This window comes from Stenotrophomonas sp. 96582_Sma (genome assembly GCF_056480905.1).
This window is the reverse complement of record NZ_CM151122.1, coordinates 2,523,221-2,549,245: the sequence shown is the minus strand read 5'-3', so window position 1 is coordinate 2,549,245 and position 26,025 is coordinate 2,523,221. Positions and strand designations below refer to the sequence as shown.

General features: G+C 66.1%; 18 protein-coding genes. 6 read left to right on the top strand and 12 right to left on the bottom strand.

Annotated elements, in window-relative coordinates; genetic code table 11:
* Positions 1–8 precede the first annotated feature (8 nt).
* The gene (locus tag ACZK2R_RS11830) at positions 9–1,460 is read left to right on the top strand and encodes a S41 family peptidase (RefSeq protein ID WP_180837181.1); all 1,452 of its coding nucleotides are present in this window, start codon (positions 9–11) and stop codon (positions 1,458–1,460) included.
* A 213-nt stretch (positions 1,461–1,673) separates the two neighbouring features.
* Here the strand turns inward: ACZK2R_RS11830 and ACZK2R_RS11825 are convergent, their stop codons facing one another.
* From ACZK2R_RS11825 to ACZK2R_RS11800, 6 genes are read right to left on the bottom strand one after another with little or no spacing between them, the layout of a single operon-like run.
* Positions 1,674–2,693, bottom strand: coding sequence for a sugar kinase (locus ACZK2R_RS11825; RefSeq protein ID WP_180837179.1), 1,020 nt, complete (start codon positions 2,691–2,693; stop codon positions 1,674–1,676).
* A gap of 10 nt (positions 2,694–2,703) precedes the next feature.
* Positions 2,704–3,891: a GDSL-type esterase/lipase family protein gene (locus ACZK2R_RS11820; protein ID WP_180837177.1), complete on the bottom strand. Its 1,188-nt coding sequence runs from the start codon at positions 3,889–3,891 to the stop codon at positions 2,704–2,706.
* A gap of 14 nt (positions 3,892–3,905) precedes the next feature.
* Positions 3,906–4,658, bottom strand: a complete 753-nt coding sequence (locus tag ACZK2R_RS11815; RefSeq protein WP_180837175.1) for an SDR family NAD(P)-dependent oxidoreductase — start codon at positions 4,656–4,658, stop codon at positions 3,906–3,908.
* Positions 4,659–4,718: 60 nt separating this feature from the next.
* The gene (locus ACZK2R_RS11810) at positions 4,719–6,023 is read right to left on the bottom strand and encodes an MFS transporter (RefSeq protein WP_180837173.1); all 1,305 of its coding nucleotides are present in this window, start codon (positions 6,021–6,023) and stop codon (positions 4,719–4,721) included.
* Positions 6,020–8,248 carry an oligoalginate lyase gene (locus ACZK2R_RS11805; protein ID WP_180837171.1) on the bottom strand — a complete coding sequence of 743 codons (2,229 nt, stop codon included), beginning with the start codon at positions 8,246–8,248 and terminating at the stop codon, positions 6,020–6,022. The genes ACZK2R_RS11810 and ACZK2R_RS11805 overlap by 4 nt, the downstream gene beginning before the upstream one ends.
* Entirely contained in the window at positions 8,245–9,684 is a 1,440-nt protein-coding gene (locus tag ACZK2R_RS11800; RefSeq protein WP_180837169.1) for a polysaccharide lyase 6 family protein, read from the bottom strand. The genes ACZK2R_RS11805 and ACZK2R_RS11800 overlap by 4 nt, the downstream gene beginning before the upstream one ends.
* Positions 9,685–9,925: 241 nt before the next feature.
* Here ACZK2R_RS11800 and ACZK2R_RS11795 point away from each other — a divergent pair, with 241 nt between their 5' ends.
* The 3 genes from ACZK2R_RS11795 (at position 9,926) to ACZK2R_RS11785 (ending at position 14,333) form a co-directional block, all read left to right on the top strand.
* Positions 9,926–12,817 (top strand): TonB-dependent receptor, encoded by a 2,892-nt coding sequence (locus ACZK2R_RS11795; RefSeq protein ID WP_180837167.1) that lies wholly within the window; start codon positions 9,926–9,928, stop codon positions 12,815–12,817.
* Between the two features lie 102 nt (positions 12,818–12,919).
* Positions 12,920–13,663 carry a FadR/GntR family transcriptional regulator gene (locus ACZK2R_RS11790; RefSeq protein WP_032127248.1) on the top strand — a complete coding sequence of 248 codons (744 nt, stop codon included), beginning with the start codon at positions 12,920–12,922 and terminating at the stop codon, positions 13,661–13,663.
* Between the two features lie 178 nt (positions 13,664–13,841).
* Positions 13,842–14,333, top strand: coding sequence for a hypothetical protein (locus tag ACZK2R_RS11785; RefSeq protein ID WP_180837165.1), 492 nt, complete (start codon positions 13,842–13,844; stop codon positions 14,331–14,333).
* A gap of 127 nt (positions 14,334–14,460) precedes the next feature.
* Here ACZK2R_RS11785 and ACZK2R_RS11780 read toward each other — a convergent pair whose 3' ends face one another.
* Positions 14,461–16,107, bottom strand: a complete 1,647-nt coding sequence (locus tag ACZK2R_RS11780; protein WP_180837163.1) for a fatty acid--CoA ligase — start codon at positions 16,105–16,107, stop codon at positions 14,461–14,463.
* A 129-nt stretch (positions 16,108–16,236) separates the two neighbouring features.
* Between ACZK2R_RS11780 and ACZK2R_RS11775 the strand changes: the two genes are divergently transcribed.
* A complete protein-coding gene (locus ACZK2R_RS11775) occupies positions 16,237–16,911 on the top strand; it encodes a response regulator transcription factor (protein ID WP_180837161.1) in 675 nt (224 codons plus the stop codon).
* A 4-nt stretch (positions 16,912–16,915) separates the two neighbouring features.
* On the opposite strand, the gene ACZK2R_RS11770 is transcribed toward ACZK2R_RS11775, so the two are convergent.
* From ACZK2R_RS11770 to ACZK2R_RS11755, 4 genes are read right to left on the bottom strand one after another with little or no spacing between them, the layout of a single operon-like run.
* Complete coding sequence (locus ACZK2R_RS11770) at positions 16,916–20,245, bottom strand: hybrid sensor histidine kinase/response regulator (RefSeq protein WP_180837158.1); 3,330 nt, start codon at positions 20,243–20,245, stop codon at positions 16,916–16,918.
* A 36-nt stretch (positions 20,246–20,281) separates the two neighbouring features.
* Positions 20,282–20,758 carry a MaoC family dehydratase gene (locus tag ACZK2R_RS11765; RefSeq protein WP_180837156.1) on the bottom strand — a complete coding sequence of 159 codons (477 nt, stop codon included), beginning with the start codon at positions 20,756–20,758 and terminating at the stop codon, positions 20,282–20,284.
* Positions 20,755–21,633: an alpha/beta fold hydrolase gene (locus ACZK2R_RS11760; protein WP_180837154.1), complete on the bottom strand. Its 879-nt coding sequence runs from the start codon at positions 21,631–21,633 to the stop codon at positions 20,755–20,757. The genes ACZK2R_RS11765 and ACZK2R_RS11760 overlap by 4 nt, the downstream gene beginning before the upstream one ends.
* 32 nt (positions 21,634–21,665) lie before the next feature.
* Positions 21,666–23,828, bottom strand: coding sequence for a TonB-dependent receptor (locus ACZK2R_RS11755; protein WP_197615227.1), 2,163 nt, complete (start codon positions 23,826–23,828; stop codon positions 21,666–21,668).
* A 221-nt stretch (positions 23,829–24,049) separates the two neighbouring features.
* Here ACZK2R_RS11755 and ACZK2R_RS11750 point away from each other — a divergent pair, with 221 nt between their 5' ends.
* Positions 24,050–25,054 carry an extracellular catalytic domain type 1 short-chain-length polyhydroxyalkanoate depolymerase gene (locus ACZK2R_RS11750; RefSeq protein ID WP_012511117.1) on the top strand — a complete coding sequence of 335 codons (1,005 nt, stop codon included), beginning with the start codon at positions 24,050–24,052 and terminating at the stop codon, positions 25,052–25,054.
* A 49-nt stretch (positions 25,055–25,103) separates the two neighbouring features.
* On the opposite strand, the gene ACZK2R_RS11745 is transcribed toward ACZK2R_RS11750, so the two are convergent.
* A complete protein-coding gene (locus ACZK2R_RS11745) occupies positions 25,104–25,787 on the bottom strand; it encodes an AraC family transcriptional regulator (protein WP_238378259.1) in 684 nt (227 codons plus the stop codon).
* Between the last annotated feature and the right edge of the window lie 238 nt (positions 25,788–26,025).

Genomic DNA, 26,025 nt, shown 5'->3' with positions numbered 1-26,025 from the left:
AGGAATCCATGGTCATTGCATGGCTGTTGCTCGGTGCAGTGCTTGCGGCACCTACCGCGCAAGGCGCGCCGATCGACTGGTCGGATACGCTGTTGAAGGATCTGGACGCTGCCGACGCCGCCATGCGCGGCAGCCATCCGGGCGCCGTGGACCTGCGCAATCCTGGTTTCGGCGCACAGCTGGACGATGCCCTGGCGCTTGCACGCTCGCGCGCCGAACAGGTCGCCAGCTACCCGGGCTACTGGTGGACGATGAAGGGCTATGCGGCCTCCTTCAACGATGGGCATGTCAGCCTCAACGCGCTTGCCGATGCTCCCGATCTTCCAACGCAGTGGCCGGGCTTCCTGACCGGCTTCGACGGCGATGCGCAGGTGGTCATGACCGTGGATGGTGGTCCGGGCCATCCGCCGCTGGGGGCTCGAATGCTGGCCTGCGATGGCATCGATGCGCAGACGCTGGCTGCACGCCGGGTGGGTGACTTCAACGGGCGCTGGAACCTGCAGGCCAGCCGCATCCAGGGTGGCGGTGAAGTGCTGCTCGAACAGGGCAATCCTTACGTGCCTGCATTGCGTACCTGCGTTTTCCAGGTGGGCGGACGCGAGACATCCTATGCACTGCGGTGGCAGCCGCTGCAGGCAGCACAGCGCAAGGAGCGCTTGGCTGATACCCGGCGCAGCTTCCGTCCCCCCAACGGCTGGCACGCGATGCCCGATGGCAGCTACTGGATCACCACCAGCAGCTTCAATGCCGACCCTGCGGAGCAGAACTTCAAGGAACTGACCGCGCTGCTTGAACAGCTTGCTCCGCAAACCGAAGGGCTGCAGCAGGCACCGACGGTGGTGCTGGACGTGCGTGGCAACACTGGCGGTGCTTCGCAATGGAGCATCGAACTGGCGCGATTGATCTGGGGCCGGGCCGCTGTCGATGCGCTGCCCGACCGCAGCTGGGTAGAGTGGCGGACCTCGGAGGGCAACATCGCCCAGCTTCGCGGCTTCCTGCAGAAGCTGGAACAGGCGCCCGACGCGTCGCCTGAGCTGCGTCGCATGCTGGAATCGGTGACGGCAGGCATGGCGCAGGCTCGCGGCCGGGGTGAGGCTTTGTGGCGCGAGCCATCCGAGGCCAGCGCAGATCCAGCATCCGCAGCAAGCCAGGCCGGACCTGTGCGCAAGGGCAGGGTCCTGGTTGTGGCCGATGCTTCCTGTGGCTCGGCCTGCCTGGATGCATTGGACCTCTGGAAGCGGCTGGGCGCGGTGCAGGTGGGCGTCGAGACCTCCGCCGACAGTCTGTACATGGACGTGCGGCCGGAGCGGTTGCCCAGCGGGCTGGCCAGGATCTCGGTGCCGATGAAGGTGTTCCGTGGGCGGGTACGTGGTTCGAATGAACCGCACGTGCCCGATCATCGCTATACGGGCGACATGCGCGACACCCGGGCGCTTGAAGCGTGGCTGCTGACGCTGTAGGTGCGCGCAGGACCTCGTGCAGGGCTGAATTCCGCAGGAGAGGATCGCATGAACATCCCGCCACCCAGTGCTGCCAGGCCGCCATCGCGGGCAGGAGCCTTCCGTCGTTGAATGCTGACGCCCGGTGCATTGCTCGGCATGGCGCTGCTGAAGTACATGGTCGGCGTGCGTGTGCCGCTGGCCAGGCTGAGCGGCCTGTAGGGCGGAGCGAGATCAGCGCCGGACGTCGAACTGGTCACTCTCCAGCAGCGCCCAGACATCGGCCTCGCGCACGGGACTGAAGTCTCCGGGAATGGAGTGCTTCAGCGCACCTGCCGCCAGACCGAAGCGCACGGTGCTCTCTGCATCGAACCCGGACGCCAGCCCGTGCAGGATGCCTGCCGCGAATGCATCGCCGCCGCCGATGCGATCAACGATACCGGGCAATGGCCGCGAGGGGGCCTGCGCACGGGTACCGTCGCGTCCCAACAGCAGCGCGCCCAGGATGTGATGGTCTGCACTCACCACGTCGCGCTGGGTGCAGGCCAGCCACTGCAGGTGCGGGAGCGCCGCGAACGCTGCCGCTGCAGCCGCCTCGGTCCGCGCGATGGGGCTGTCCTCGGCGAAGCGCAGTCCCAGCACCAGTTCGATATCGCGATGGTCGGCAAAGACGATATCCGCCTCTGCGAACAGCTCCCGCAGGATGGCGGCGGCGTTGCCGCCCCAACGCTGCCAGAGCGAAGGTCGGTAGTTGCCGTCGAAGGACACACGCACGCCTGACCTGCGTGCGGCCCGTGCAGCGCTCAAGACGGATTCGGCCACATTGGCGCCCAGCGCGGGACTGACGCCGGAAAGGTGCAGCCACTGCGCATCACGCAACAGCGTTGGCCAGTCATGGTCGGCAAGGGCAGTGTTGGTGAATGCCGAACCCGCCCGGTCATACACCACTTCACTGGCGCGCTGCAGCGCGCCGGTGGCCAGGAAATACAGGCCCATGCGGTCGCGGTCGACTTCACGCACACCTGCCACGCCCACACCATGCCGCCGCAGCTCGGCCACGGCATGCCGGCCCAGCGCGTTGCCGGGCACCGTACTGACCATCTGCACATCGTGGCCGAAACAGGCCAGTGAGACCGCCACATTGGCCTCGGCGCCCCCCACGTGGACCTGCAGCTGCGGTGTCTGCAGCAGCAGTTCACGACCGGGTGCGCCCAGGCGCAGCAGCAGTTCACCGAAACAAACGACGCGGCTCATCGGTTCTCTCTCATTCGGTGGGGGTGCAGCCCAGCATGCGCAGATCGATGGCATCGGCCATGCGCCGGTAGCCTTCGTCATTGGGGTGCAGGTGGTCGCGGGTGATGTCGTTGGGCAACGATTCCACGGCCTTCGGGTCACGCAGCGCGGCATCGAAATCGATGATGCCATCGAACCCGGTCTTCCCACCGCGTGCCCACTGGTTGATCGAGGTGCGGGTCGCTGCGGACACGGGCTCGTAGCGCTCGGAACCACCGAATGGGGTCAACGTACCCAGCCAGGCGCGGATGCCGTGCGCATGCAGTCGCGCTGCAACCTGCTGATAGCCCAGCAGCATGTCCGCCGCACTGCGTCCAGGCAGCGGCTGCGTGCCACCACCGTGGCGGATGTCATTGATGCCCTCGAACAGGATGACCTGATCGGCATCGGCCACCGCGATCACATCGCGATCCAATCGTGACAGGGCGCTGTGGCTGCGGCCATGGTCAAGCAGCTTGTTGCCGCTGATGCCCTGATTGAGTACCACGAACCGGTTCGGGCAGGCTTGCTGCAGGCGCTGCGCCAATCGCTCCGGCCACTGGTTGAAGGTTCCGCGACGGGCGGTGGCACCTTCCGTGATGGAATCGCCGAGTGCCACGATCACCTGGGGACGATCAGCGCGCTGCACCATCACTGCCGAGAACACGTTCTGCTGGTAGCTCAGCCGCACGCTGTCGGCAACCGATGTCTGCCTGCCGTCCGCTACCCGCACTTCGGTGCGGCGCACCGCCGGGCGGGTCGGCTGCGGAAAATAGGCCGTCACGCTGATCTCCTGCAGCGGCGTCACCGGCATCGGTACCGGGTCGCTCAGCAGCGCGGCACCCACCGGCACCTCGATGACCGCGCGGCCATCCACCGTTACCGGCAGAGGGGCGGACGTGCCGTTTTTCACTCCTGCGCGCAGGTCCTCGACCCGTAACGGCGCCGTGCCGAGTTCGTTGCTGATGCGCAGCCGCAACGCATCGCCACGGCTGCCGATGCGCATGTCCTGGCGCACGGTCTGCGCGGCGAACTGTAGGGGGGCCTCGGCGATGCCATCCTTGCGGTCCGGTGCCGGCGAGGCGGTCCACGCGGTGACCCAGACCGGTGCGGCCAACGCGCCGGGCGCGGCCGCGGCGGAACAGATCGTCAATGAAAGCAGGAGCGTCCAGCGCTGCATGGTCAGGATTCCAGTCAGGAGAAGTAGGTGCCGCCGTTGACGTCCAGATTCGCACCGGTGATGAACGCCGCCGCATCCGAGGCCAGGAATACGGCAGCGTCGGCGGCTTCGTCCGGCGCCCCTTGGCGGCGCAGCGGGGTAGCGCCGGCAACGGCCGTGCGCACTTCCGGCTTGGTGAACTCATCATGGAAACGGGTGGCGATCATGCCGCAGCACAGTGCATTCACGCGGATGCCCTTCGGCCCCAGCTCCTTGGCCATGGCACGGGTGAAGGTCATTACTGCCGCCTTGGCGGTGGCGTAGATCGATGCGCCCGGGCCGCCGCCATCACGACCTGCCTGGGAGGCGAAGTTGACGATGGCTGCGCCGTCGCGCATGTGTGGCACCACCGCGTGCGTGGTCAGGTAGGTCGAGGTCAGATTCAGGTCCATCACGGCGTGGAAGAACGCCGGGTCGATGTCAGCCAGCGGCCGACGCTGCACCATGCCACCGGCCACGTTCACCAGCAGGTCGATACGCTCGCCGAACGCGGCCTGTACCGCAGCGACCAGGCCGGCCACGGCGGCGGCATCGGTGACGTCGGCGCGATGCACGATGGCCTGGCCACCGGCCGCCTGGATCTTTGCCAGCGTTTCCTGGGCACTGGCTTCATCATGGGCGTAGTTGATGCAGACGCGTGCACCGGCGGCAGCCAGTTTGATCGAAACGGCGCGGCCGATATCGCGGCCACCACCGGTGACAATGGCCACCTTGTCCTGGAACGACATGCGGAAAACTCCTTGGTTTGCGGGGGAATGGAAGTACTTGGAAAAGAAGGAGACCCAGGCTCAGCCGCCGCGACGGTCGAGCTTCTGGATAGGTCCGGTCCACCACCACAGCGCAGCCAGCGACAGCGGCACCAGCGCGGCAACGAGGATGAAGATCGGGGCGTAGGAGTGGCGGGTCAGCACCGGCACCAGCCAGGTGGTGATCAAGGTGCCGGCGACCGCCGCCAGGCCACCCAGGCCTGCCAGCGTGCCCACCGAACGGCCGTCGAACAGGTCGCCGGGCAGGGTCTGGATGTTGCCGATGGCTACCTGGAAGCCGAACAGCACCGCAGCGATTGCCAGCACTGCCAGCAGCGGCTGGTTGGCCAGCACAGCACCCAGCAGTGCAGGCGCCATGATCACGCACCCCAGGGTGATGGCCAGCTTGCGGGCGCGGTCCACGCTGTGTCCGGCGCGGATCATGCGACCCGACAGCCAGCCGCCACTGAGGCTGCCCAGCATCGCGCCGACGAAGGGTACCCAGGCGAACAGGCCGATCTGCTTGATGTCGAAGCCGAAGGTTTCAGCGAGATAGATCGGCAGCCAGGACACGAACAGCCACCAGATGGGATCCAGCAGGAAGCGGCAGGCGAGCATGCCCCAGCTCTGGCGATGGGCCAGCAGCTCGCGCACGCTGGCTTTGGGCGCCGCCTCTGTCTGTTGCCCGGCCTGGTCTTGCTGGATCAGCCGGCGCTCGGCATCGCTCACCCACGGATGCTTGTCCGGCCCGGCGCGGTAGACAAACAGCCACGGCAGCAGCCACAGGAAGCCGATCGCACCGACCAGCACGAAGGTGCCGCGCCAGCCCAGCCACAGATAGAGGCCGGCGATGGCGGGTGCGGAGACGATCGCGCCGATCGACGCACCCGCGTTGAACACGCCCTGCGCCAACGCGCGTTCGCGCGCAGGGAACCACTCGGCATTGGCTTTGACCGCGCCGGGCCACGCACCCGCTTCGCTGATGCCGAGCATCGCCCTTACCAGGCTGAAGGAAAGCATCGAATGGGTGATCGAGTGCAGCGCGATCGAGATCGACCACACGCTGATCGACAGGGCGAACCCCAGGCGCGTGCCGATCATGTCGAACAGGCGCCCGAACAGGAACTGGCCGGCGGCGTAGAACAGCATGAACACCGTTACCAGCAGGGCATAGTCGTCCTTGGTCGCGCCTACTTCCCTGGCGATTTCCGGCCACATCACCGCCAGTGCATTGCGGTCGATGTAGTTGATGACCGTAGCGACGGCGATCAGGCCCACGATCAACCAGCGCACTGCTGAACGCACCGGCAACTTGCGCAGGTTGGCCACCACGGCAGGGCCGTTCATTTTCCGTCACCCTTGCTGCGGTCCATGCGTGCATGGCTGCCGCTCCAGCGGTAGGCATGGCCGTCCACGGTCACGCTGTGCTCGCCCTTGGCGCTGCTGTCGTCGGCCACGCCGAGGGCGATGCGTGCACCGCTGGCCAGGCGCAGTTCGATCACCGCTGCATCGCTGCCCCGGCTGCGCACGATGTCCTTGATGCGGCTGTCCGCGCCGTGCACGTACTCGGCGGTGCCGTTGTACTCGCCATGCGGCTCCAGCACACTGAAGAAGGTCACGTCCTTCTGGCCTTCCACGCGCTGCAGCAGGGCCGGTTCACGGCGCAGGTTGAACTCGGGATCGTTGGCACCACTTTCCACCAGCAGCGCCTGTGCCGGCGCACTGCTGCCGAAGCGGTAGGTGTAGAAGCGCCCATCCAGCAGCCACGCCAGGGAACGCGATTCGCTGCCGGGCGTGCTGCGTGCATCCAGCCACAGGTGCTGGTAGCCGTTGTCCTTGCCCAGCACCGGGCGCTGGGTGGGGAAGTGTTCTGCCTCGAAGCCGGTGGTGACGATGTGGCCGTTGAAGTGCAGCGGCAGGTCGTAGCGCGCGGCCTTGTCGCCGTGCACCTGCAGCAGGTCCAGCACCACCGGCAGGCCCAGGTCGGGGTGGCGCAGCAGCGCCTGGGTGCGGGTGAACACCACGCCGGGGTAGGCATCGCGCATGGTCGCCGAGGCAACCTGGGTATCGGCATCGGCCTGGAAGAAGCGCACCTGCGGGGCATGCTCCTCGCCGCGCTTCCAGTCGCCCTTGAAGTGGCTCTGTTCGTCCACCACCAGGGTGTTGTGGGCCACGGTCTGTTTGGCCCAGCTGCGGTTCTCGGCCAGGTAGATGCCACCCCGCTTGGCTTCCACGTTGAGGAAGCGGGCAGCGCCGTAGTCGGTCACCACCGGATTGCCGTTGTCGTAGAACAGCCAGTTGAGTTTGTCGAAGTGGCCATGGCCCATGCCCTGCATCGTGTCCTTCTGCACCAGCGCCTGGCCGCGTTCGCCGTTCATGCGCAGGATCGCCAGGCCACCGCGGTCGCCGTCCGGGCCATCGCGCAGCAGCATCGGACGGTAATCGAAGGGCTTGGCCTTGTTGGCGGCCAGTGCTTGCGCCACCTGTAGTCCCTCGGGGGACAACAGCAGGCGTTTCTGCTGCTGGGCCACCGACAACAGGCGGTCGTCACCGGTGCGCGCATAGGCAATGCCGATACCGGCCACCAGTTCCTCGGTATCGATGCCCTTGTCCAGGATGGCATCGTTGATCGGGAAGAACAGGCCGTCATAGCTGGACTGCACCAGCACATCCACCGCCTTCAGCAGCACGCCGTCGCGGCGCGCGAAGATCCTGCGCTGCGGCTCGTTGCGTTCGATGGCGTTGGCGAACAGCAGGAACGGTGCCAGTGCGTAGCGCTGGTAGTACGGGCCTTCCTCGTAATAGCCATCGGGCGAGAACAGCAGGTCGATCTGGCGAAGGAAGCCGAACTGATCGTTCTTCTGGCTGCCGCGCAACGATTTCTCCACCAGCTCAGGGTCGCGCAGCACGTAGCCGGTCATGCCAGTGGCGGCCACCGCCCAGGTGGCGTGGTTGTGGATCTGGTCGTAGTTCTTCGGCTCGCTGACGAGGAACTCAGCCATCGGCCGGAACACCTTCGATTCGATGGTGTCGCGGTCCTCGGCGGACAGCGCGTCGCGGATCGCGTCGTAGCCCTGGATGGCGTTGACCAGCCACACCGAATCGTTGAGCACCTGCCAGAACACGCGGCCTGGAATCTGTCCGCGGCCTTCGGGGTGCGGGCCCAGGGTGGGGTAGAGCCTGGCGTACTGCAGCAGCATGTCGCGCGCGTAGTCGACATAGACCTTGTCGCCGGTCAGCCGGTACAGGGTGCCGGCCGCCATCAGGGCCTGGTAGTTGCGCTTGTGCTGTTCATGGGTGCGGCCGCCGCCCTTGTCCTTCGGTACCGGCACGTCGATGCCGGCCTTCATCATCTTCTTCAGCGATTTTTCCGTGCGCGCCTGTTCCTTGGCGAACCACGGGTAGGGGCCGCCTTCGCTGGCCATCCGCTGCCACTGCGCTGCGGTCACCAGCACCGGCGCGGTGTCGGCCTGCCTCGCTGCGGCAGCGGGGGCTGCGAACAGCGGCGCGGCCGGCAGCAGGGCAAAGGGGGTGGCCAGGGCCAGGGAGACGAACAGCGGCTGCAACCTCATCGATCAACTCCATTGCGGGTGCGTGACAGGGCAACTTCGCCCACCTTGGGATACCAGTCGACGCCGGTCGCCTCGCGCGCGGTCATCGCCAGGGCAGGATCGGCGCCCACGGCGGGCAGGGCGGGCGCTGCCACCCACAATCCGCTGGCAGCCTGCTGCAGGCTGACGCCACGCCCCTCTACGCCGCCCGGGAATACGGTGCTGGCTGCCGGTGACTGCACGTTGCCACTGAAGTCGATGCCGGCCAGCGAACTGGCGGCATTCGGCGGGTTCCTGCTGGTGCGGTTGACGATCAGGTTGGCGCTGAAGCGGCTGTTGCTGGCGGCGACCACGATGCCCTTGGCTTCATCATGGCCGACGCCGAAACTGATCTTCGCCACGTCCACGAAGGTATTGCGGTTGATCGTGGCATTCACCACCGGCGCATAGCCGGACAGCGGCGGATCGGCCTGCGCGTCCATCACCGCCAGCGCGGAACGGTTGCTGGAGCCGGCCAATCGTTCGAAGTAATTGTTGCTGACGGTCTGGTCGGCATTGATGATGCGCACGCCGCCGGTGCCGGCCTTGTCGTCGCCCAGGAACACGTTGTCGATCACCCGGTTGCCGTTGCCATGGCGTAGCGTGAGCGCGCCGGCCGAACGGTAGAACACGTTGCCGCGGTAGGTATTGCCGCCGGACTTGTTGCTGATGATCTCGGTCTCGCCGTCGCAGCCTTCGAACCAGTTGTTCTCCACCGTACTGTTGGAATCGCTCAACGAAGTGTCGCTGGTGCCGACGCGGAGGGTTTCGCCGCCGTTGACGCCCAGCGCCGGGCGCGGTCCGAACCAGTTGTGGTCGATGCGGTGCTGGTTGTCCAGGCCCTGGGTGGCATCGCGCACCACCACTACCGTGGGCCCGGCGTTGGTCTTGCCGCGCAGCTGGCTGTGATCCAACCGGTTGTTGCTGCCATACAGCGATACCCAGTAGTCCTGGTCGCTGGCATCGGGGTTGGTGTAGTCATCGATCACCAGGCCGGTCACCCGGCTGTGGCGGGCCACCGCCTTGCTGGATTCGCGGAACGCCACCACCGCATCACCCGGCGTATAGCCGTTGCGGAACACCAGGTTGGACACCTGCAGGTAGCTACCCGCCAGGCGCAGGTCCGAACGTCCGCTGAGGACGACCTTGCCGGCGGTCTGCGCGCGCAACACGATCGGCGCGGCTGCCGTGCCCTGGCCTTTCAGCAGCAATCGCGCGTCGGTCCAGGTGCCGTCAGCCAACACGATCTCATCGCCGGGCTGCAGCGCCGAGGCGGCGGTAGTGAACTCAGCGACATCGTGGACGAGCCAGCTGGCTGCACTTGCCGCTGAAGTGGTCAGGCACATTGCCAGACCAGTGGTCAGGCAAAACAGTGATGGATTGTTGAGCGGATGTCGAGCAAGCGGACGAATGCGCATGAAATCCTTCCAGAGACGGCCGGGCCGTCGTTTCAGGGTGGGTCTGCATACCACTTCCGGGTCCGTTGTAAGCCAGCTTTCGCGCAAAGTCATGCTGCATGAGCACATTAAATTGCATTCAACTGGTATGGATGAAAGGCATTTGAACATTCGCATACCAATTGGTTGACATTTTCATGTCGCCGTGCCGAAGCTGCGTCCCACGCCTGGCATGCAGGCGATCCTTTGGGAGGAGGAAACCATGCGGCGACCCGCCGGAGCAGTGCACAGCATCTCGTTGTCCCCCACACCCCTGATCGTGGCGCTGCTTGCCGTGCTGGCGGGCATGCCCGCGGCCCAGGCGCAGTCCAGCAAGGACGCGTCAGGGCAGGATCCCACCACGCTGGACCAGGTGCAGGTCACCGGCATCCGCGAATCAATGCAGAGTTCGATCAACAAGAAGCGCGACGACACGGTCATCGCCGACGTGCTCTCGGCCGATGACATCGGCGACCTGCCGGCACCGTCGCTGGCCGATGCGATCGAGACCTTGACCGGCGCCGCCTCGACCCGCGACAAGACCGGCGCCTCGGAGATCTCGATCCGGGGCCTGGGCGCCTTCCTCAGCAGCACCAACTTCAATGGCCGCGAGATCACCAACGGCAGCGGCGACCGCTCGGTGAACTTCAACATGTTCCCGGCCGAGCTGATCAACACGGTGGCCATCTACAAGACCCAGCGCGCCGACATCATCGAAGGCGGCGTGGCCGGCACCATCGGCCTGGAAACAGTGCGCCCACTGGAGTACGGCAAGCGTGCAGTGCAGCTGGACCTGCGCGGCAGCTGGGCGGAGTACGACAGCAAGTACCGTGACAAGGACGGCATCGGCTATCGCGGCACCGCCAGCTACATCGATCAGTTCGAGTTCGGCAACGGGCAGAAGCTGGGCATCTCGCTGGGCTTCCAGCGCCTGGACGGCACCGATCCGGAAGAGAGCATTACCAGCGGTTCCACCTGGTATGCCTGCGATGGCACGCAGAACGTGGGCAATGCCAACTGCAACGAAGTGTCCGCGCAGGCCATCGCCAACGGCGCGCCGTACTACCTGGTGCCGAGCAGCCGCATCTACCGGCTCAAGCAGGAGCGCAACGACCGGCAGAGCGAGTTCGCCGCGCTGCAGTGGCGGCCAAATGATGTGGTTGAAGTGAACCTCGACTTCGAGCACACCGAGCGCAACTGGTATGAGAACCGCAGCGATCTGAGCCTGTCCAACGCACGACGCGGCATCACCCAGCGCGAGGTTGACGAAGACGGTATCGTGCGCCACCTGCACGGCAGCACCTCGATTGATTCCACCTCCAACCGCTACTGGCGTGGCGAGGAATACACCGGGGGTGGCCTGAACCTGATCCTGCGCCCGACCCCGGCCTGGGAGCTGTCTACCGATCTTTCCTACTCGCACACCAATCGCCTCGACAGCGAGCGCATGACCCGCCTGCGCGCCAACCAGCGCGACGTCAACAATGCCGTCGTGCCCGGTATCAGCAGTGGTGCCACCGGCTACGTGGACTATGACTGGGACTGGCACGGCGAAGTGCCCAGTGTTGCCCTGGCGCCGAACTTCGACCCCAACAACTGGGACGCCTACACCGGCGCGGCGCGGGTGACCTCCAGCGCCACCGAGAATGACCACAGGATCAAGGCCGGCCGCTTCGATGCCAGCTTCATGCCGGAGTCCGGTTTCTTCACCCGCATCAAGGGCGGCGTGCGCGCCAGCCAGGCCGACTACCGCCTGCGCGACAACACCCTGGTAACCGACTACGACCAGCGCGTGGCGGCCGACAAAGCGAAGATCATCGCCGCCAACCAGGCCTGCCGTGCACCCTTCCCGCAGGATGACTTCATGGATGCCGCCAGCGGAAACACGATCTCCTCGTGGGCGTACTTCGATCCGAACTGCCTGTACCAGTCGTTCCGCGGCAGCCTCGACAGCGGGCTGGATCCGGGTTTCCAGGATCCGAACAATGTCGATATCACCGAGAAGACACGCGCGCTCTATCTGATGGGTGAGTTCAGCAGCACCCTGTTCGGCTTGCCGGTGACCGGCAACCTCGGCCTGCGCTGGGTCAAGACCGATGTTCGTTCTGAAGGCGTGCGAACCGGGCTGCGCATCGAGGACAACGGTGACGGGACGATCCGCCTGCAACCCACCGGCGAGTACAGCACGCAGGTGTTCAAGGCGGGCAACGACAAGCTGCTGCCCAGCCTCAACGCGGCCTTCGAGCTGCGCCCGGACGTGTTGCTGCGGGTCGGTGCATATCGCGCGATGTCACGGCCGGACATTGCCGCGCTGGGTGCCGGGCGCACCATCAACGTGAGCAGTGATGCCACCTACGGCAACCTGGCCGACGCGCTGGATGACATCAGCGCCAGCGGCAACCCCGCCGCGCAGCCGCTGATGTCCTGGAACGGCGACCTTTCCCTGGAGTGGTACCCGAACCCGGACACGATGCTGGCCGGCGCGGTGTACTGGAAGCAGTTCAACGGCGGCACCGCCACTGCGCTGGTGCCGGAGACCTACACCATCGACGGCCAGAGCGTGACCGTGCCGGTGCGGCAGCAGGTAACCACCGACGAGGACAGCACGCTGACCGGCTTCGAGCTGACCGCTACCCATCGACTGTCGTACCTGCCCAAGCCGTTCGACGGGCTGGGTTTCAAGCTGAGCTACAACTACGCCGATGCCGACTATCAGACCCAGGACTCGCGACTGGGTGAGCAGCTGGCCAGCGATGGCACGATCATTCCGGCCATCGTGCCACCGGCTGGCCTGAGTGGTTTCTCGCGGCACGTGCTGTCCGGCTCGATCTACTGGGACGTCGGGCGCTTCAACATCCAGGCCATCGGCAAGTTCCGCTCGCACTACTACCAGGACTTCACCGGCAACACCGCGCAGCAGAACCGCTACTACGATGACAACACCAGCGTGGACCTGCGCCTGCGCTACCGGGTGAACAAGCAGTTGTCGCTGTCGCTGGAGCTGATGAACCTGACCAACGAGCCGCGCGTGGCCTACCAGCCGCTTTATGGGAACTTCCGCGAAGTGGTGACCTACGGGCGGCGTGCGTATTTCGGTGTACGATACAAGTTCTGAACAGGGCGGCGCGGCCAGTGGTCGCGCCGTCGCTCCAACCGGACCCTTGCCGGCCGCGGTGGCAGGGCAGGGACCCGGAAGGAATCGCCAAGGGTCAGCCGCATGTCCGCCAACCGCCTTTACCAGACCATCGCTGCCAAGCTCCGCAAGCTGATCGAGGATGGCGAATTTCCGCCGGGCTCGCGGCTGCCGGGCGAGCGTGAGCTGGCCGAACGGTTCGGTGTCAGCCGGGTCACCATCCGCGAAGCCGAGATCGCACTGGAAGCGCAGGGCTGGATCGCCATCCGCATCGGCTCGGGCGTGCATGTGAAACCGCGCCCGACGCAGGCGTCCGGCGGTCTGCCGGATGTCAGCGCCTTCGACCTCACCGCCGCCCGCGCGGTATTCGAGGCCGAGGCCGCCGCTCTGGCTGCCAGCAATCTGGATGATGCCGGCATTGCCGAGCTGCAGGCGTTGGCCGAAGCGCTGTGCCGTCGCGACCTGAGTGACGCGGAAGCCGGCGAGTACGACCGCCGCTTCCACCTGGCCATCGCACGGCTTTCCGGCAACCCGGTGGTGGAATTCTTCGTGCAGCAGATCTGGCGCATGCGCAGCGAACTGCCGCGGGTGACCGAGGTCTATGCCCGGGTCTGCCATGATGATGGCGCCAGCCGTGCGGACGAGCACATGGCGATCTTCGAAGCCCTGCGCGCGCGTGATCCAGTGGCCGCGCGCAATGCGATGCGCCATCACTTCCAGCGCCTGTTCGAAGCCATGCTGCAGGCGACCGAAAGCCAGGCGCTGGAGGAGATCCGCCGCCGTACGCAGCAGGACCGCGAACGGTTCATGGCAACGACGCGGATCTGAGCGCCGCGTTCAACACAATCGGCGCTGCGACCTTCAGCAGGACAGCTCGCGCTCGAAGCCTGATGGATATGAGAAATGGGCATGACTGCGCCGATGCCCAGCCTGTCCGCAATGCCTACACTGCCCGCGGGTCATAGACGGCCCGTTGAGAAAGCTGCATACACACAAGGAGCAGGGTATGAAGTTCTCGCTGTTGGGCGCGGCGCTGCCATTGGTGCTGGCACTGAGTGGAGTCCCCGGTGGGGGCGTCAATGCAGGACCGATCGCGGGCACCGCGACCGCCACTGTAGTTACGAAGGCCACGTACGCGCCGGATTCGCTGGAAGCCGGCTACATCGTCGATTGGATCAAACGGAATTCGCCCGCCTACGCGCCGGCGTTGCAGACGGGCGAACTGGCCATCTCGCACAGCTATCAGTCTGCTGGCAGCCTGAAGCCGGCCGGTGCGGCGGGCCCGCCTGTTCCATTGCCTGCACGTGGTGTGGAGGGAGAGGTCATCTCGATCTCCAATACCTTGCCGAGCGGTGCTTCCGAGTCGTGGACATACCGGTGGTCGAGTGGGGCGTGGAAGCTGATCAAGTACAGCTTTGACGCATGCCAGGGCCCCGCCAGCATCGGTGCGAAGGGATCCGGCACGGAGATCGCTGCGAAGGGACCCTGCATCGACTGAGGGTGACCGGTCCTGGCAGAACTGAACCAGGTCTGCTGCAGTACAGTGGTACCTCGGGAGATCATGGTTCCGGGGTGCCGCTCCATACCTCGCCGTGCGAACACTGACCTCGGCGATCGGGCGGAGATCACCCACGGCCCGAGCCAGTCGCTGGGTCATGCAACCCACGCAGCTTCTTCTTGTTGATCTTGCCCACGCTGGTCCGCTCGATCGATTCCACGAAACTGACCCGTTCCGGAATCGCATACCGTGAGATGTCCCCTGAGCGGCTTCGCGCAGCGACCAGTTCGATGATCTCCGCTTCGGTCACCTCACTGCCAGGCTGCCTGACCACCAGCGGCAACGGCCGCTCGCCCCATTTCGTGTCGGCGATGCCGATCACCGCGACTTCGCTGACCGCCGGATGCAGGGCGATGATGTCCTCCAGGGCGAGCGAGGAGATCCACTCACCGCCGGTCTTGATCACATCCTTGATACGGTCGGTCACCCTCAGGTAGCCGCATTCATCGATGTTGCCGATGTCCCCGGTATGCAGATAGCCTCCTGCCCACAGTGCTGCAGATGCATCCGGATCGTGCAGGTAGCCCTGGGTGAGCCAGGGTGCGCGCACGACGACCTCTCCGGTGGCGATGCCATCGTGGGCGACATCCTTCATGTCCGGGTCGACGATGCGCAGGTCCACCAGTGGTACCGGTATGCCGGCCTTGGTGCGCAGCGACAGCACCTCATCGGCATCGGTCACGCTGTCCACGTCGATCTGGGCGATGGTGAGCAGAGGGCAGGTCTCGGACATGCCATAGCCGCCGAAGATGTCGATGCCCCGCGCCAGCGCACGCTGCGCCAGCGCACGCGGCAGTGCGGCACCGCCGATGATCACCTTCCAGCCTTCCAGGTCGGTCTGCGCCGCGTCCGGATGCTCCAGCAGCATGTGCAGGATGGTTGGCACGCAGTGCGAGAAGGTCACCTTCTCACGGGCGATCAATGCCAGCAGCGTCGCAGGCAGGTAGCGCCCCGGATAGACCTGCCTGATGCCCATCGCCGTAGCCACGTAGGGCAGGCCCCACGCGTGCACATGGAACATCGGGGTGATGGGCATGTAGACATCGTCGCGATGCAGGCGGCCTTGACGGGGTGCACCGCCAAGCGCGGCCATCGCCGCCAGCGAATGCAACACCAGCTGCCGGTGGCTGAAATACACGCCCTTGGGCAGCCCGGTGGTTCCAGTGGTGTAGAACACCGTGGCACGGGCGTTCTCGTCGAAGTCCGGGAAGCGGACGATCGGCGTGGCATCGCGCAACCCCGCTTCGTACTCGGTGGCGAAGCCTGGCGGCAGCGGACCGCCTGCATCGTCCAGCAGGATGCGCGTGCGCAGGTCCGGCAGCTGCTCGTCGATGGCGTCCAGCAGCGGCAGGAACTCGCGGTTGGCCAGGATCACCCGCGCCCCGCCGTGGTTCAGCGTGTAGGCGATCTGCTCTGGGGCCAGGCGCACGTTCACCATCATCAGCACCGCACCGATCATCGGCACGGCGAAGTAGGCCTCCAGGTAGCGGTTGCTGTCCCAGTCCATCACCGCCACCGTGTCGCCGTGGCCGACTCCCAGCGAGGTCAACAGGCCGGCCAGCTGGCCGATGCGCGCCTGCAGGGTGCGGTAGTCGAATCGGACCTGGTCGCCGTAGACGATTTCCTGTTCAGGGCTCACCGCCAGCGGCATCAGCAGCAGCTGCTTGATCAGCAGTGGATAGGCATGGGCATCGGGAGTGGGAGCGGATGACATGGCATTTCCTCGTGGGCGGCGTTGCGGTCGCCGGCCTTCTCCGCACCACACTAGCAAGCCCTTCCTGCTGCACCAGCGTACCTAGGTACCTGTTCCCGCGCGCACCCGATTTGATAATCTCGCCAGGACATGCCCACCCTGCTCATCGCCGACGATCACCCTTTGTTCCGCGCGGCACTGCATCGCGCGGCGGAAGAGGCGGTCGCCGATCTGCAGATCAGCGAAGCTGATTCGCTGGACAGCGTGCTGGAGGTGATCGAGAACCAGTCGATCGATCTGATGCTGCTGGACCTGCACATGCCGGGCAACCACGGACTGGCCGGGCTGGCCACGATCCGTGCGTTGCAGCCGGGCCTGGCGATCATCATCGTCTCCGCTAACGAGGAGCCGCAGGTCATCCGGCGTGCCATCGACCTTGGCGCCGCGGGCTATCTGCCCAAGAGCTCGGGTTTGAACGAGCTGCAGTCCGCGCTGCAGTCCGTGCTGGTGGGCGAGCGCTGGATCCCGGCGCTGCTGCGCGAACCGGTGGCCCGGGTGGCGACGTTCAGCAGGGATGCCGACCTGGCCGCGCGCCTGGCCAGCCTGTCGGCACATCAGTACAAGGTACTGGGGCTGGTGGCCGAGGGCCTGCTCAACAAGCAGATTGCCGACCGGCTGGGCGTACAGCTGCGCACGGTCAAGGCACACATGACACGCATCATGGAGCGGCTGGGCGTGCGCAACCGCGCGCAGGCCATCCGCGTGCTGCACGAAATGGGATTGGCCGATCCGTCCCGGCAGATCGAAGAACTGCCTGAGCCCTGACCGGTCAGGGCGTGGTGCTGGCCGCCAGCAGGTGGTTGATCGCCCAGCGCAGCGCCAACGGTTTGAACGGCTTGTTGAGCAGGGACAGCCCAACGCCGCGCACCGCCTCGCGCGTATCGCTGCCGGCATCCGCACTGAGGATCACTGTCGGACGCGGCCCATGCATGCCTACCAGCCGCTTCCACAGCGCAACACCGGTATCGCCATCATCCAGGTGATAGTCGAACAGCCACAGCGCCGCCTCGTGCGCTGACGGTCCGATGTCATCGGCTTGGCCTGCCGCGACGACATCGCAACCCCAGGAAAGCAGCAGCTGCCGCATCGCCTCCAGTGCGTCCGGGTCGTTGTCGACCACCAGCACGCGGACTCCCTTGAGCGCGCTGCTGCCCGCCGCTGGCGGTGAGCTGCGCGGGGTCGCAGGGGGTGCTGCGCGTTGCACGCTGATCGAGAAGGCCGAGCCGTGCTCGGGCACGCTGCGCAGGTGCAGGGGTGCGTGCAGCAGGTCGGCGATGCGGTGCGCGATGGTCAAGCCCAGGCCCAGTCCCTGGCCGTTGCTGCGATCGACCCGGTGGAACTCCTCGAACACCACCGCCTGCTGCTCCGGAGCAATGCCGGGGCCGGTGTCATGCACACCGATCAGCAGTGCCTGTCCCTGGCGGCGCACACCGAGCAACACACCGCCATGGCGGGTGTAACGAATGGCATTGGCCAGGAAGTTCTGCAGCACACGGCGCAGCAGCAGCGGGTCACTGTGCACCCATGCCTGGGTCCGCACGTAACGGAACTGCAGGCCGCGCGCCGCCGCCAGTACCGCGAACTCCTGCGCGAGCGGATCCAGGACGGTCGACAGCGCGAAGGGGCGCGGATCGGCGACCAGTCCACCCGCCTCAAGCCGGGAGATATCCAGCAGCCCGGACAGCAGGTCGTCGGTGGAGTCCAGCGCACCACGGATCTGGCGCAGGAAACTGTCGAGGAACTCCGATTCGATGTGCTGCGACATCGCATCGGTCAGCAGCTGCGCCGCATGCAGTGGCTGGATCAGGTCGTGGCCGACCGCCGTCAGGAAGCGTGTCTTGGCAACGTTCGCGCGCTCGGCTTCGTGCACTGCCTGTTCCAGCCGTGCGGTGCGGTCCTGTACGCGGCGCTCCAGGGTTTCATTGCTGCGCTTGAGCGCTTCCTCGGCGCGGCGGAAGGCGGTGACGTCGGTGAAGGTGGCCACGTAGCCACCGCCGGGCATCGGATTGCCACGGATCTCGACGATGGTGTTGTCGGGGAAGATCCGTTCGGACAGATGCGGCGTGCCACGCCGCATGTGTGCGACGCGACGCTGCAAAGCCTTGTCGCGAGTGTCACCGGGGCCGTCACCGATCTTCAGCTCGGCCAGCGCCCACGCTGTCAGATTGACCACCGGCTGCCCGACCTGCAGCAACTCGGGCGGAAACTTGAACAACGCGGCGTAGCGGCTGTTCCAGGCCACCAGCTGCAGCTGCGCGTCGACCACGCTGATGCCCTGGCTCATGTTTTCCAACGCCGCTTCCAGCAGGCGCTGGTTGAAGCGCAGCGCCTGGGTGGCTTCGCCCACAGCACGGGTCACCGCATCCAAGGGCGCGGCACCGCCATCGCGAGCGGCCTCCACCAGCAGGCGCGCCATGCCCGCGCCGACCACGGCGCTCAGTTCGCGTTCGATGGTGATGACCCGGTCGTCGTCCAGCAGCTGCCCGGCATGCCCATCCATCAGTTGCCGGGCCCGCTCCTGGCCGAGGAAGCGTCCGGCCGTCCTGCGCAGCGAGGCTGCTGCCACCGCATCCCGTCGTCGCGGCAACGAGGGACGCACCGCGCGCGACACCAGCGCAACCGTCAGCAGGTTGACCGCCAGACTGGCGCCCATGCTGATGGCGATATGGCCCGACTGCAGGCGCAGCGAGACCACGGACAGCCAGTGCAGGTCATCGGGCCCCGAGGCGGGGGGCGAGGCAGGGATCACCATCGGCAGCAGCACCAGCCACAGCCAGGCCAACGACCCCAGCACGATGCCGGCGATGATGGCCGGAGAGGGCGTGCGCGGGCGATACACCGCCAGCAGGACCGCCGGCGCCAGCTGCGAGAGGGCGGTGAAGGACATCAGGCCGAAATCGCTGAGTGCCTCGGTGTCGCTCATCGCCCGGCTGTACAGCCACGACATCAGGAACACGGCGAGGATGCCGGCACGGCGGAAGGCCAGCACGCGTGGACGCAGGTCGGCCGCCGCGGCACCGCCGGCAATACCGTCCAGCAACCGTGAGCCGAAGCCATGGTTGCCGAGCATGATCGACAGGGTCAGCCCGGACAGGATCATCATGCCGGTGGCGGCGCTCAGGCTGCCCAGATAGGCCAGCAGCGCCAGCAGGTGGTGGCCACCGGCCTGCGGCAGCGCCAGCACGTACAGGTCAGGCGACACCGATGCGGGCAGCTGCGCGGCACCGGCCAGCGCCATCGGCACCGACGGCAACCCGATCAGCAGCAGGTAGACCGGGAACAACCAGCGTGCCGTCCTCAGGTCCGAGGTCTGGCGCAGTTCGACCACGCCGACATGGAACTGGTGCGGCAGGGTAAACGCGGAGATCGCCCCCAGCGCGACCATGGTCAGATAGTCCGGCATGATGGCCGGTGGCGGCAGCTGCGCCATCTTTTCCAGCAGCGGCGTGCCCGCCTGGCGCACCGACAGCGCCGCATAGAGGCCAATGGCGAGCAGCGCCACCAGCTTCAATACCGACTCCAGCCCCAGTGCGACCACGATGCCACGATTGGGCTCGGTGGCCGATGCCTTGCGTGCACCGAACAGCAGGGTGAACGCCGCCATCGTCAGGGCGAACCAGAACGACATGTCCAGCTGCGCGGCAGCAGGCGCGAAACGATCGCCCAGCAGCGCGCCCAGGCCCTGACTGACGGCTTTCAGCTGCAGGGCGATGTAGGGAATGATGCCGAACAGTGCCACCAGGGTGATGGTGAAGCCGAGGCCGCGATCGGCACGCAGTCGTGCGACGACCAGATCAGCGATGGTGGCACTGTTGTGCTGCTTGGCCAGCCGCCCCAGGCGGAGCAGGAACGGCAGGCCGAAGGCAAAGATCAACGCCATGCCGGCCAGGGTGGGTGGAATGGGGAAGCCCCATTGCAGTCCCTGCGAGGCCGCGCCGTAGTAGGTCCACGCGGTGCAGTGCACGGCCAGCGACAGCGCGTAGATGAGCGGCCATGCCTTCGAAAGCCGGTGCCCCCGGCGCTCACCCCACAGCGCCACGCCAAACAGCAGTGCGGTCCATGCAATGCAGGCGAAGAGGACGATGGAGGGCGTCAACATCGCTCCAGTGTAGGGAGAGAACCGGGCAGGGTGGTGCTAGGGGACGACCACGATCAGTGACAGCTGCTCAGCGACCAGTGCCAGCTCGCCATCGGCAACCCGCTCGACGGCCTTGCGCTGGGTCAGCAGCCACTGGCCCGGCTGGCGCGCGTCCAGTGACACCAGCTGCGAGCGCACCCGCACCCCGGACCCGCTGGGTACCGGCGCCAGGAAGCGGACCTTGTTGAGGCCGTAGTTGAGCACATGGGCGATGCCGGGGAAGCCGGTGAGGGCGACCACATCGTCCTGCACGGTGAGCGAGAGCAGCAGGAAACCGTGCGCGATGGTCTGCCCGCCCGGCAGCTGCGTCTGCGCGCGGCCTGGATCGACGTGGATCCAGTTGTGGTCGCCGGTGGCGTCGGCAAAGGCATCGATGCGCGCCTGGTCCACGTGGGTCACGCCACTCACCCGCTCGCTGGCCGCCCACTGCTGCAACGCCTGCAGCGCGGGAGGCAGATTGCTCTCCGCACTCACGCCACACGCTCCAGCAAGGCCAGGATCGCGTCACGTGCCTCTGGCTCGGACAGCATCGGAGCGTGTCCCACATCCGGCACTTCCACCAGGCGGGCACTTTCCGAGGTGGCCGCCATCTGCCGCGCGACATCGGCCGGCAGGATGTCGGACAGCGCACCGCGCACCACCAGTACCGGCACCCGTGCGGTCAGCCCACGAACCGCACGCCACAGCACCGGCCGCAGCAACCACAGCAGCCACGGACGTGTCGTTCGGATCACGGCCGGATCGTAATCCAGCTCCAGCAGTCCATCGCTGCGCGGGCGGAAGGTGCGCACCGCCATCTGCCGCCAGTCGTCGGTACTGAAGCGAGGGAACGCGGCCTTGCCGATGGATTCCACGTAAGCGGTGGCCTGCACCAGGTCCATCGGCGGCACCGGCTTGCCGGCGTACTTGCCGATCCGTGCCAGCGCCTCACGCGGCACCTTGGGGCCGGCATCGTTGAGCACTGCGCCCGCGATCCGCTCGGGCGCGCGCGAGGCGAGGGTGATGGTCACCAGCACGCCCAGCGAGGTGCCGACGAATACCGCCTTGGCGATGTTCTGCGAGCGCAGCAGCGCAACCATGTCATCCGCATAGGCACGCGGGTTGTAGCTGGACGGGTCATATGCGCGTTCCGAGCCTGCGCGACCGCGCAGGTCGACCGCGATCACGCGCCAGCCCTCGGCGGTGAGCACATCGGCAAGCGCATCGAAATCGGCGCCATTGCGGGTCAGCCCGGGAATGCAGACCACCGTGCCACGCGCTGCCCGCCCCGCATCGGGTGCATGGTCGCGCGCGTGCAGGCGCAACCCATCATTGCTGTTCCAGTAAAGGTCGTCGTAAGACTGCGTCATGCAGAAGCTTCCTGGAGATCGTAACGGATGCGCTAGAAATCGTAACGGACGCTGAGGCTATATTGGCGTGGCGGACCATAGAAGCCAATCAGCGTGCCGACCGCCGGGATGTTGTAGCCGGTGGTGCGGTATTCCTTGTCGGCCAGGTTGGTGCCCTGCAGCGAGAAGGTCCACGCATCATCCAGGCGCCAGATGACGCCGGCATTGACCAGCCCGTAGCCCTGCTGGCGGATCACCGGGCTCAGGTCGGTGGTCGGCCACACCTCGCTCTGGTAGCTGTAGCTCACCCGTGCCGACAGGTTGCTGCCATTGGCCAGCTCGGTGCGGTACTCCACGTTGAACGCGCCCGAGAACTCCGGCGCGTTGGTGAACTTCATCTGCCTGGCCACGTTGACGCCACGATCCATGTACTCGTCGTACTTGGTATCCAGCCACGCCAGGTTGCCGGAAATCAGCCAGTGCTGGCTGGGCAGGTACTGGTACTCGACTTCCAGGCCTTTGACCGTACCTGCGCCGGCATTGGTGAAATCACCGAAGAAGGAGTCATCGACGCCATCGCCATTGGTATCCAGGCCGGTGAACACCGACAACTGGATGTCCTTGTACTTGTTGTAGAAGGCCGACAGATTGAGGAACAGGCGCTGGTCGAGGAAGGCCATCTTGCTGCCGACCTCGTAGCTGTCCACGGTCTCGTCGTCGAACGGCTCGGCCGAGCGTGGCACGGCCACAGCGTTGGCGCGGATGTTGTAGCCACCGGACTTGAAGCCACGCGTGGCCAGGCCGTAGACCATGATGTCCGGAGTGATCTGGTAGTCCAGCGAGACCTTGGGCGAGACGTTCTTGAAGTTGGTCTTCTTGTCGAAGTCCGCGGTCACCGCCACCGGCCGGCTGAAACCCGGGTCGGCGTACAGGCGGTTCAGCACGATCGCGCGCTTGTCCTCGTCGGTGTAACGGGCGCCTACATCCAGCTTGAGTTTGCTGGTCAGGTCGAAGGTCCAGTCCGCGTACAGCGCGATGCTGTCGGTCAACACCTTGCCCTGGTTGTCGGCGAACTGCGCACTGAAGTAGTTGTTCTGGATCTGGCCGCCCGCCTCGCCACTGAACTGGTACAGGCCGACCACACCGCGCACCCGGCCGCCGGCATCGTAGTTCAATTGCACTTCGTTGCTGACCTGGTCGTCGTGATAGGTGCCACCCACGTCGGCCAGCTTGACCGGCGCGGTATCGAAGTCGATGTTGGCCTCGCTGTCCGATTCACGCTTGGCGACCACGTACTTCAGCGCAATGTCCTCGTTCGGCCGCCAGTTCACCGTAGCCGAGGCACCCTTGCTCTCCACGTTGTTGAGGTTGCGCATGCCCGAGCGGATGTCATAGCGGCTGTCCATCGGCGGGTATGCGCGCAGGAACGGATTGGGCGCCAGCATCTTCGAACCGCGCATGCCGGACTGGTCATCGATCCAGTCCAGTGCGAACTGCACGTCGAAGTCATCGCCCGCGTACGCGCCGACGTTCAGTCGGGCGGCATTGATCTGCTTGTCGCTGACCGGCTGGCCGTTGAAGGTGTTCTCGCCAAACCCGTCGTGGTTCATGCTGGCCACCGCCACGCGGGCGCGCAGGCCACTGTCGGCGCCGCCAATCGGGCCGCCGATGGCCGCCTTCGCATCCAGCTGGCTGTAGTTGCCCACGGTGATCTGGGCGAAGCCCTCGGTCTGGGTGGGCAGGCCGCGCGAGATGTACTTGATCGCGCCGCCGATGGTGTTCTTGCCGTAGAGCGTGCCCTGCGGGCCGCGCAGTACCTCGATGCGCGAGACATCGAACACATCCAGCAGCGCACCCTGCGGACGTGCGATGTAGACGTCATCCAGGTAGATGCCGACGCCCGGGTCCGCGCCCCAGGTGGGGTCGGACTGGCCGATGCCACGGATGTAGGCAGTGACCGTGCTGCTGGCGCCGCGCGCCGCGTAGATGGTCAGGTTGGGCACCTGCGCATCGAGGTCGCTGATGTCCTGGACATTCATCTTGTCCAGCGCCTCGGAGGTAAATGCGGTGACGGCAACCGGCACCTCCTGCAGGGTTTCCTCACGCTTGCGCGCGGTGACCTTGATGCTGTCCAGGTTGGTCGGCGAAGCGGATCTGCCTGCCGTCGGTGATTCCTGTGCCAGTACCGGCCCCGTGGCCAGCAGCGCGCCGATCATGAGACTCAAACAATTCCGTTTCATTCGGTCCTCCCCCAGGCATGAGCGTGCGGATGGCCCATTGCCACCCCTGCAGCCAAGGCTAGCGGTGTCATCGGCCAGCAGCGAGTGGACCTAGGTCCAGTCGGCAGCGGCCCGTGGATGCGGATACTGGGCGCGCCCCCAGCCGGAAGCGGTCCCCGGTACTCCTTCATCCACGACTCACGCACGAGGATCTGGTCATGAAATCCGGAATCGATTCGATCAAGGCGGTACTGCTGGTGTTGTGCAGCTGGCTGGCGATGGCGGGCAGCGCGGTTGCCGCTGGCCCGGCCGGTCATTGGGATATCGGCCTTTACGGCAATCTGTTCGGCGCCCGCGAGTACCAGGTATGGGTGCCGGCCGGCTATGACGACAGCCAGCCGCTGCCGCTGCTGCTGGTGCTGCATGGCTGTGTGACCGGGCCGAACCTGATGGGCGAGGCGTCAGGCTTCAATGATGTGGCCGACACGGAGGGGTTCATCGTGGTCTACCCCCGGCAGAACGTCACCTCCAATCCGGCCCGCTGCTGGAACTGGCAGCTGCCGATCAACCAGGCCCGCGACAGCGGCGAAGCCTCGATCCTGGCCGGCATCGTGGACAAGGTGAAAGCGGGCTACAGCGTGGATCCGCACCGGGTGTATGTCACCGGCATTTCCGCGGGCGGCGCGATGACCTCGATCATGCTGGCCTGCTATTCGGATGTGTTCGCTGCCGGCGCCATCCATTCCGGTGGCATGTTCAAGGGTGCGACCACGATTTCCGGTAGCGCCTATGCGTTGCTGGCCGGCAGCATCTATTCGCCGGACAGCAATGGCCGTCTGGCCTGGCAGTGCTCGGGATCGCCGTCGCCGCGACCGCTGCCGGTGCTGGTGTTCCATGGCAGCGCCGATCTCACCGTCAATCCGGTGAACGGCCAGCAGGCCGTGCGCCAGTTCCTGCAGACCAATGATCTGGCCGACGACGGTCTGGACAACGACTCGGTGAAGTACGTGCCGACCAGCACCTATCACGGCCAGGTGCCGGGTGGACGTGCGTATACGGTGGATACCTACGCCTACGGTGGCAGGACGCTGGTGCAGCACTATGTGGTGCAGGGCATGGGCCATGCGTGGAGCGGCAGCCAGTCCGGCCTGCCGTTCACCGACCCGAAGGGGCCGGATGCCACGCTGATCACCTGGTTGTTCCTGAAGGACTACCAGCGCTGAGGGGAAGGACAATCCTTGCCGGTGCGGGAGCCACGCGCTCCCGCATCCGTCAACGTGGCTCCTGCGGCCGCTGATCGTCGGCGTCCGATGCCCGCTGCCGAGTGCCTCGCTCCGCCAGGAAACGCTTGGGCGGCGCACCCACGGTCTTGCGGAACATGGTCACGAACGCTCCGGCACTGTCATAGCCCAGGTGGTCCGCAACGGCCTGTACTGTCCTGCCTTTGGCCAGCAGCGGCAGCGCGACCACAACATGCAGCTGCCTGCGCCAGCGCCTTACGCTTAAACCGGTTTCTCCAGAGAACAGGCGCGACATGTTGCGCTCGCTCATTCCAATCCGGCTCGCCCAGACTTCAAGCGTTGCCCGTTCGGCTGGCGTGTCCAGCATTGCGTTGGCAAGCCGGCGCAACCTTGCATCGGATGGCATGGGCAGATGGAGCCACTCCGGTGGCGCGGCGATCAGCTCATCCAGGAACACGGCCATCAGGCGGTCCTGCGCGCTGCCGGGCTCGTAGTGCCCGGGAAGGGCGGACGCCCGCTCCAGCAAGGCCTGCATGAACGGGGTGATCGCCATTGCAGCGCAGTGCGTCGGCAGCCCCGGCACGACACCGGGTTCCACGAACACCACGAACCCGTGCGGCCGCCCACTGCTGCTGGCCCGATGGGACAGGCCACCGGGAATCCAGATCGCACCCTGTGGGGGAACCACCCACAGGCCGGCTGCAGTCTCCAGCATGATCAAGCCGCGCGTGGCAACCAGCAGCTGTGCCTTCCGGTGCGCATGGAAGGGCATCTGCCAGGCATCTGGAATGGGGTCCAGCCCAAGCACCATCACCGGAAGATCGACACGGTCCGGATAGTCGGGCCCAACCTCGCTCAGCCCCGCAATCGAAATCTCCACGGCGGCGCCTAGGTCCGAGAGGGACGCCGCACAGCACGGTGGCGCTCACTGGTCATCGTGTGCCGACCCCGGT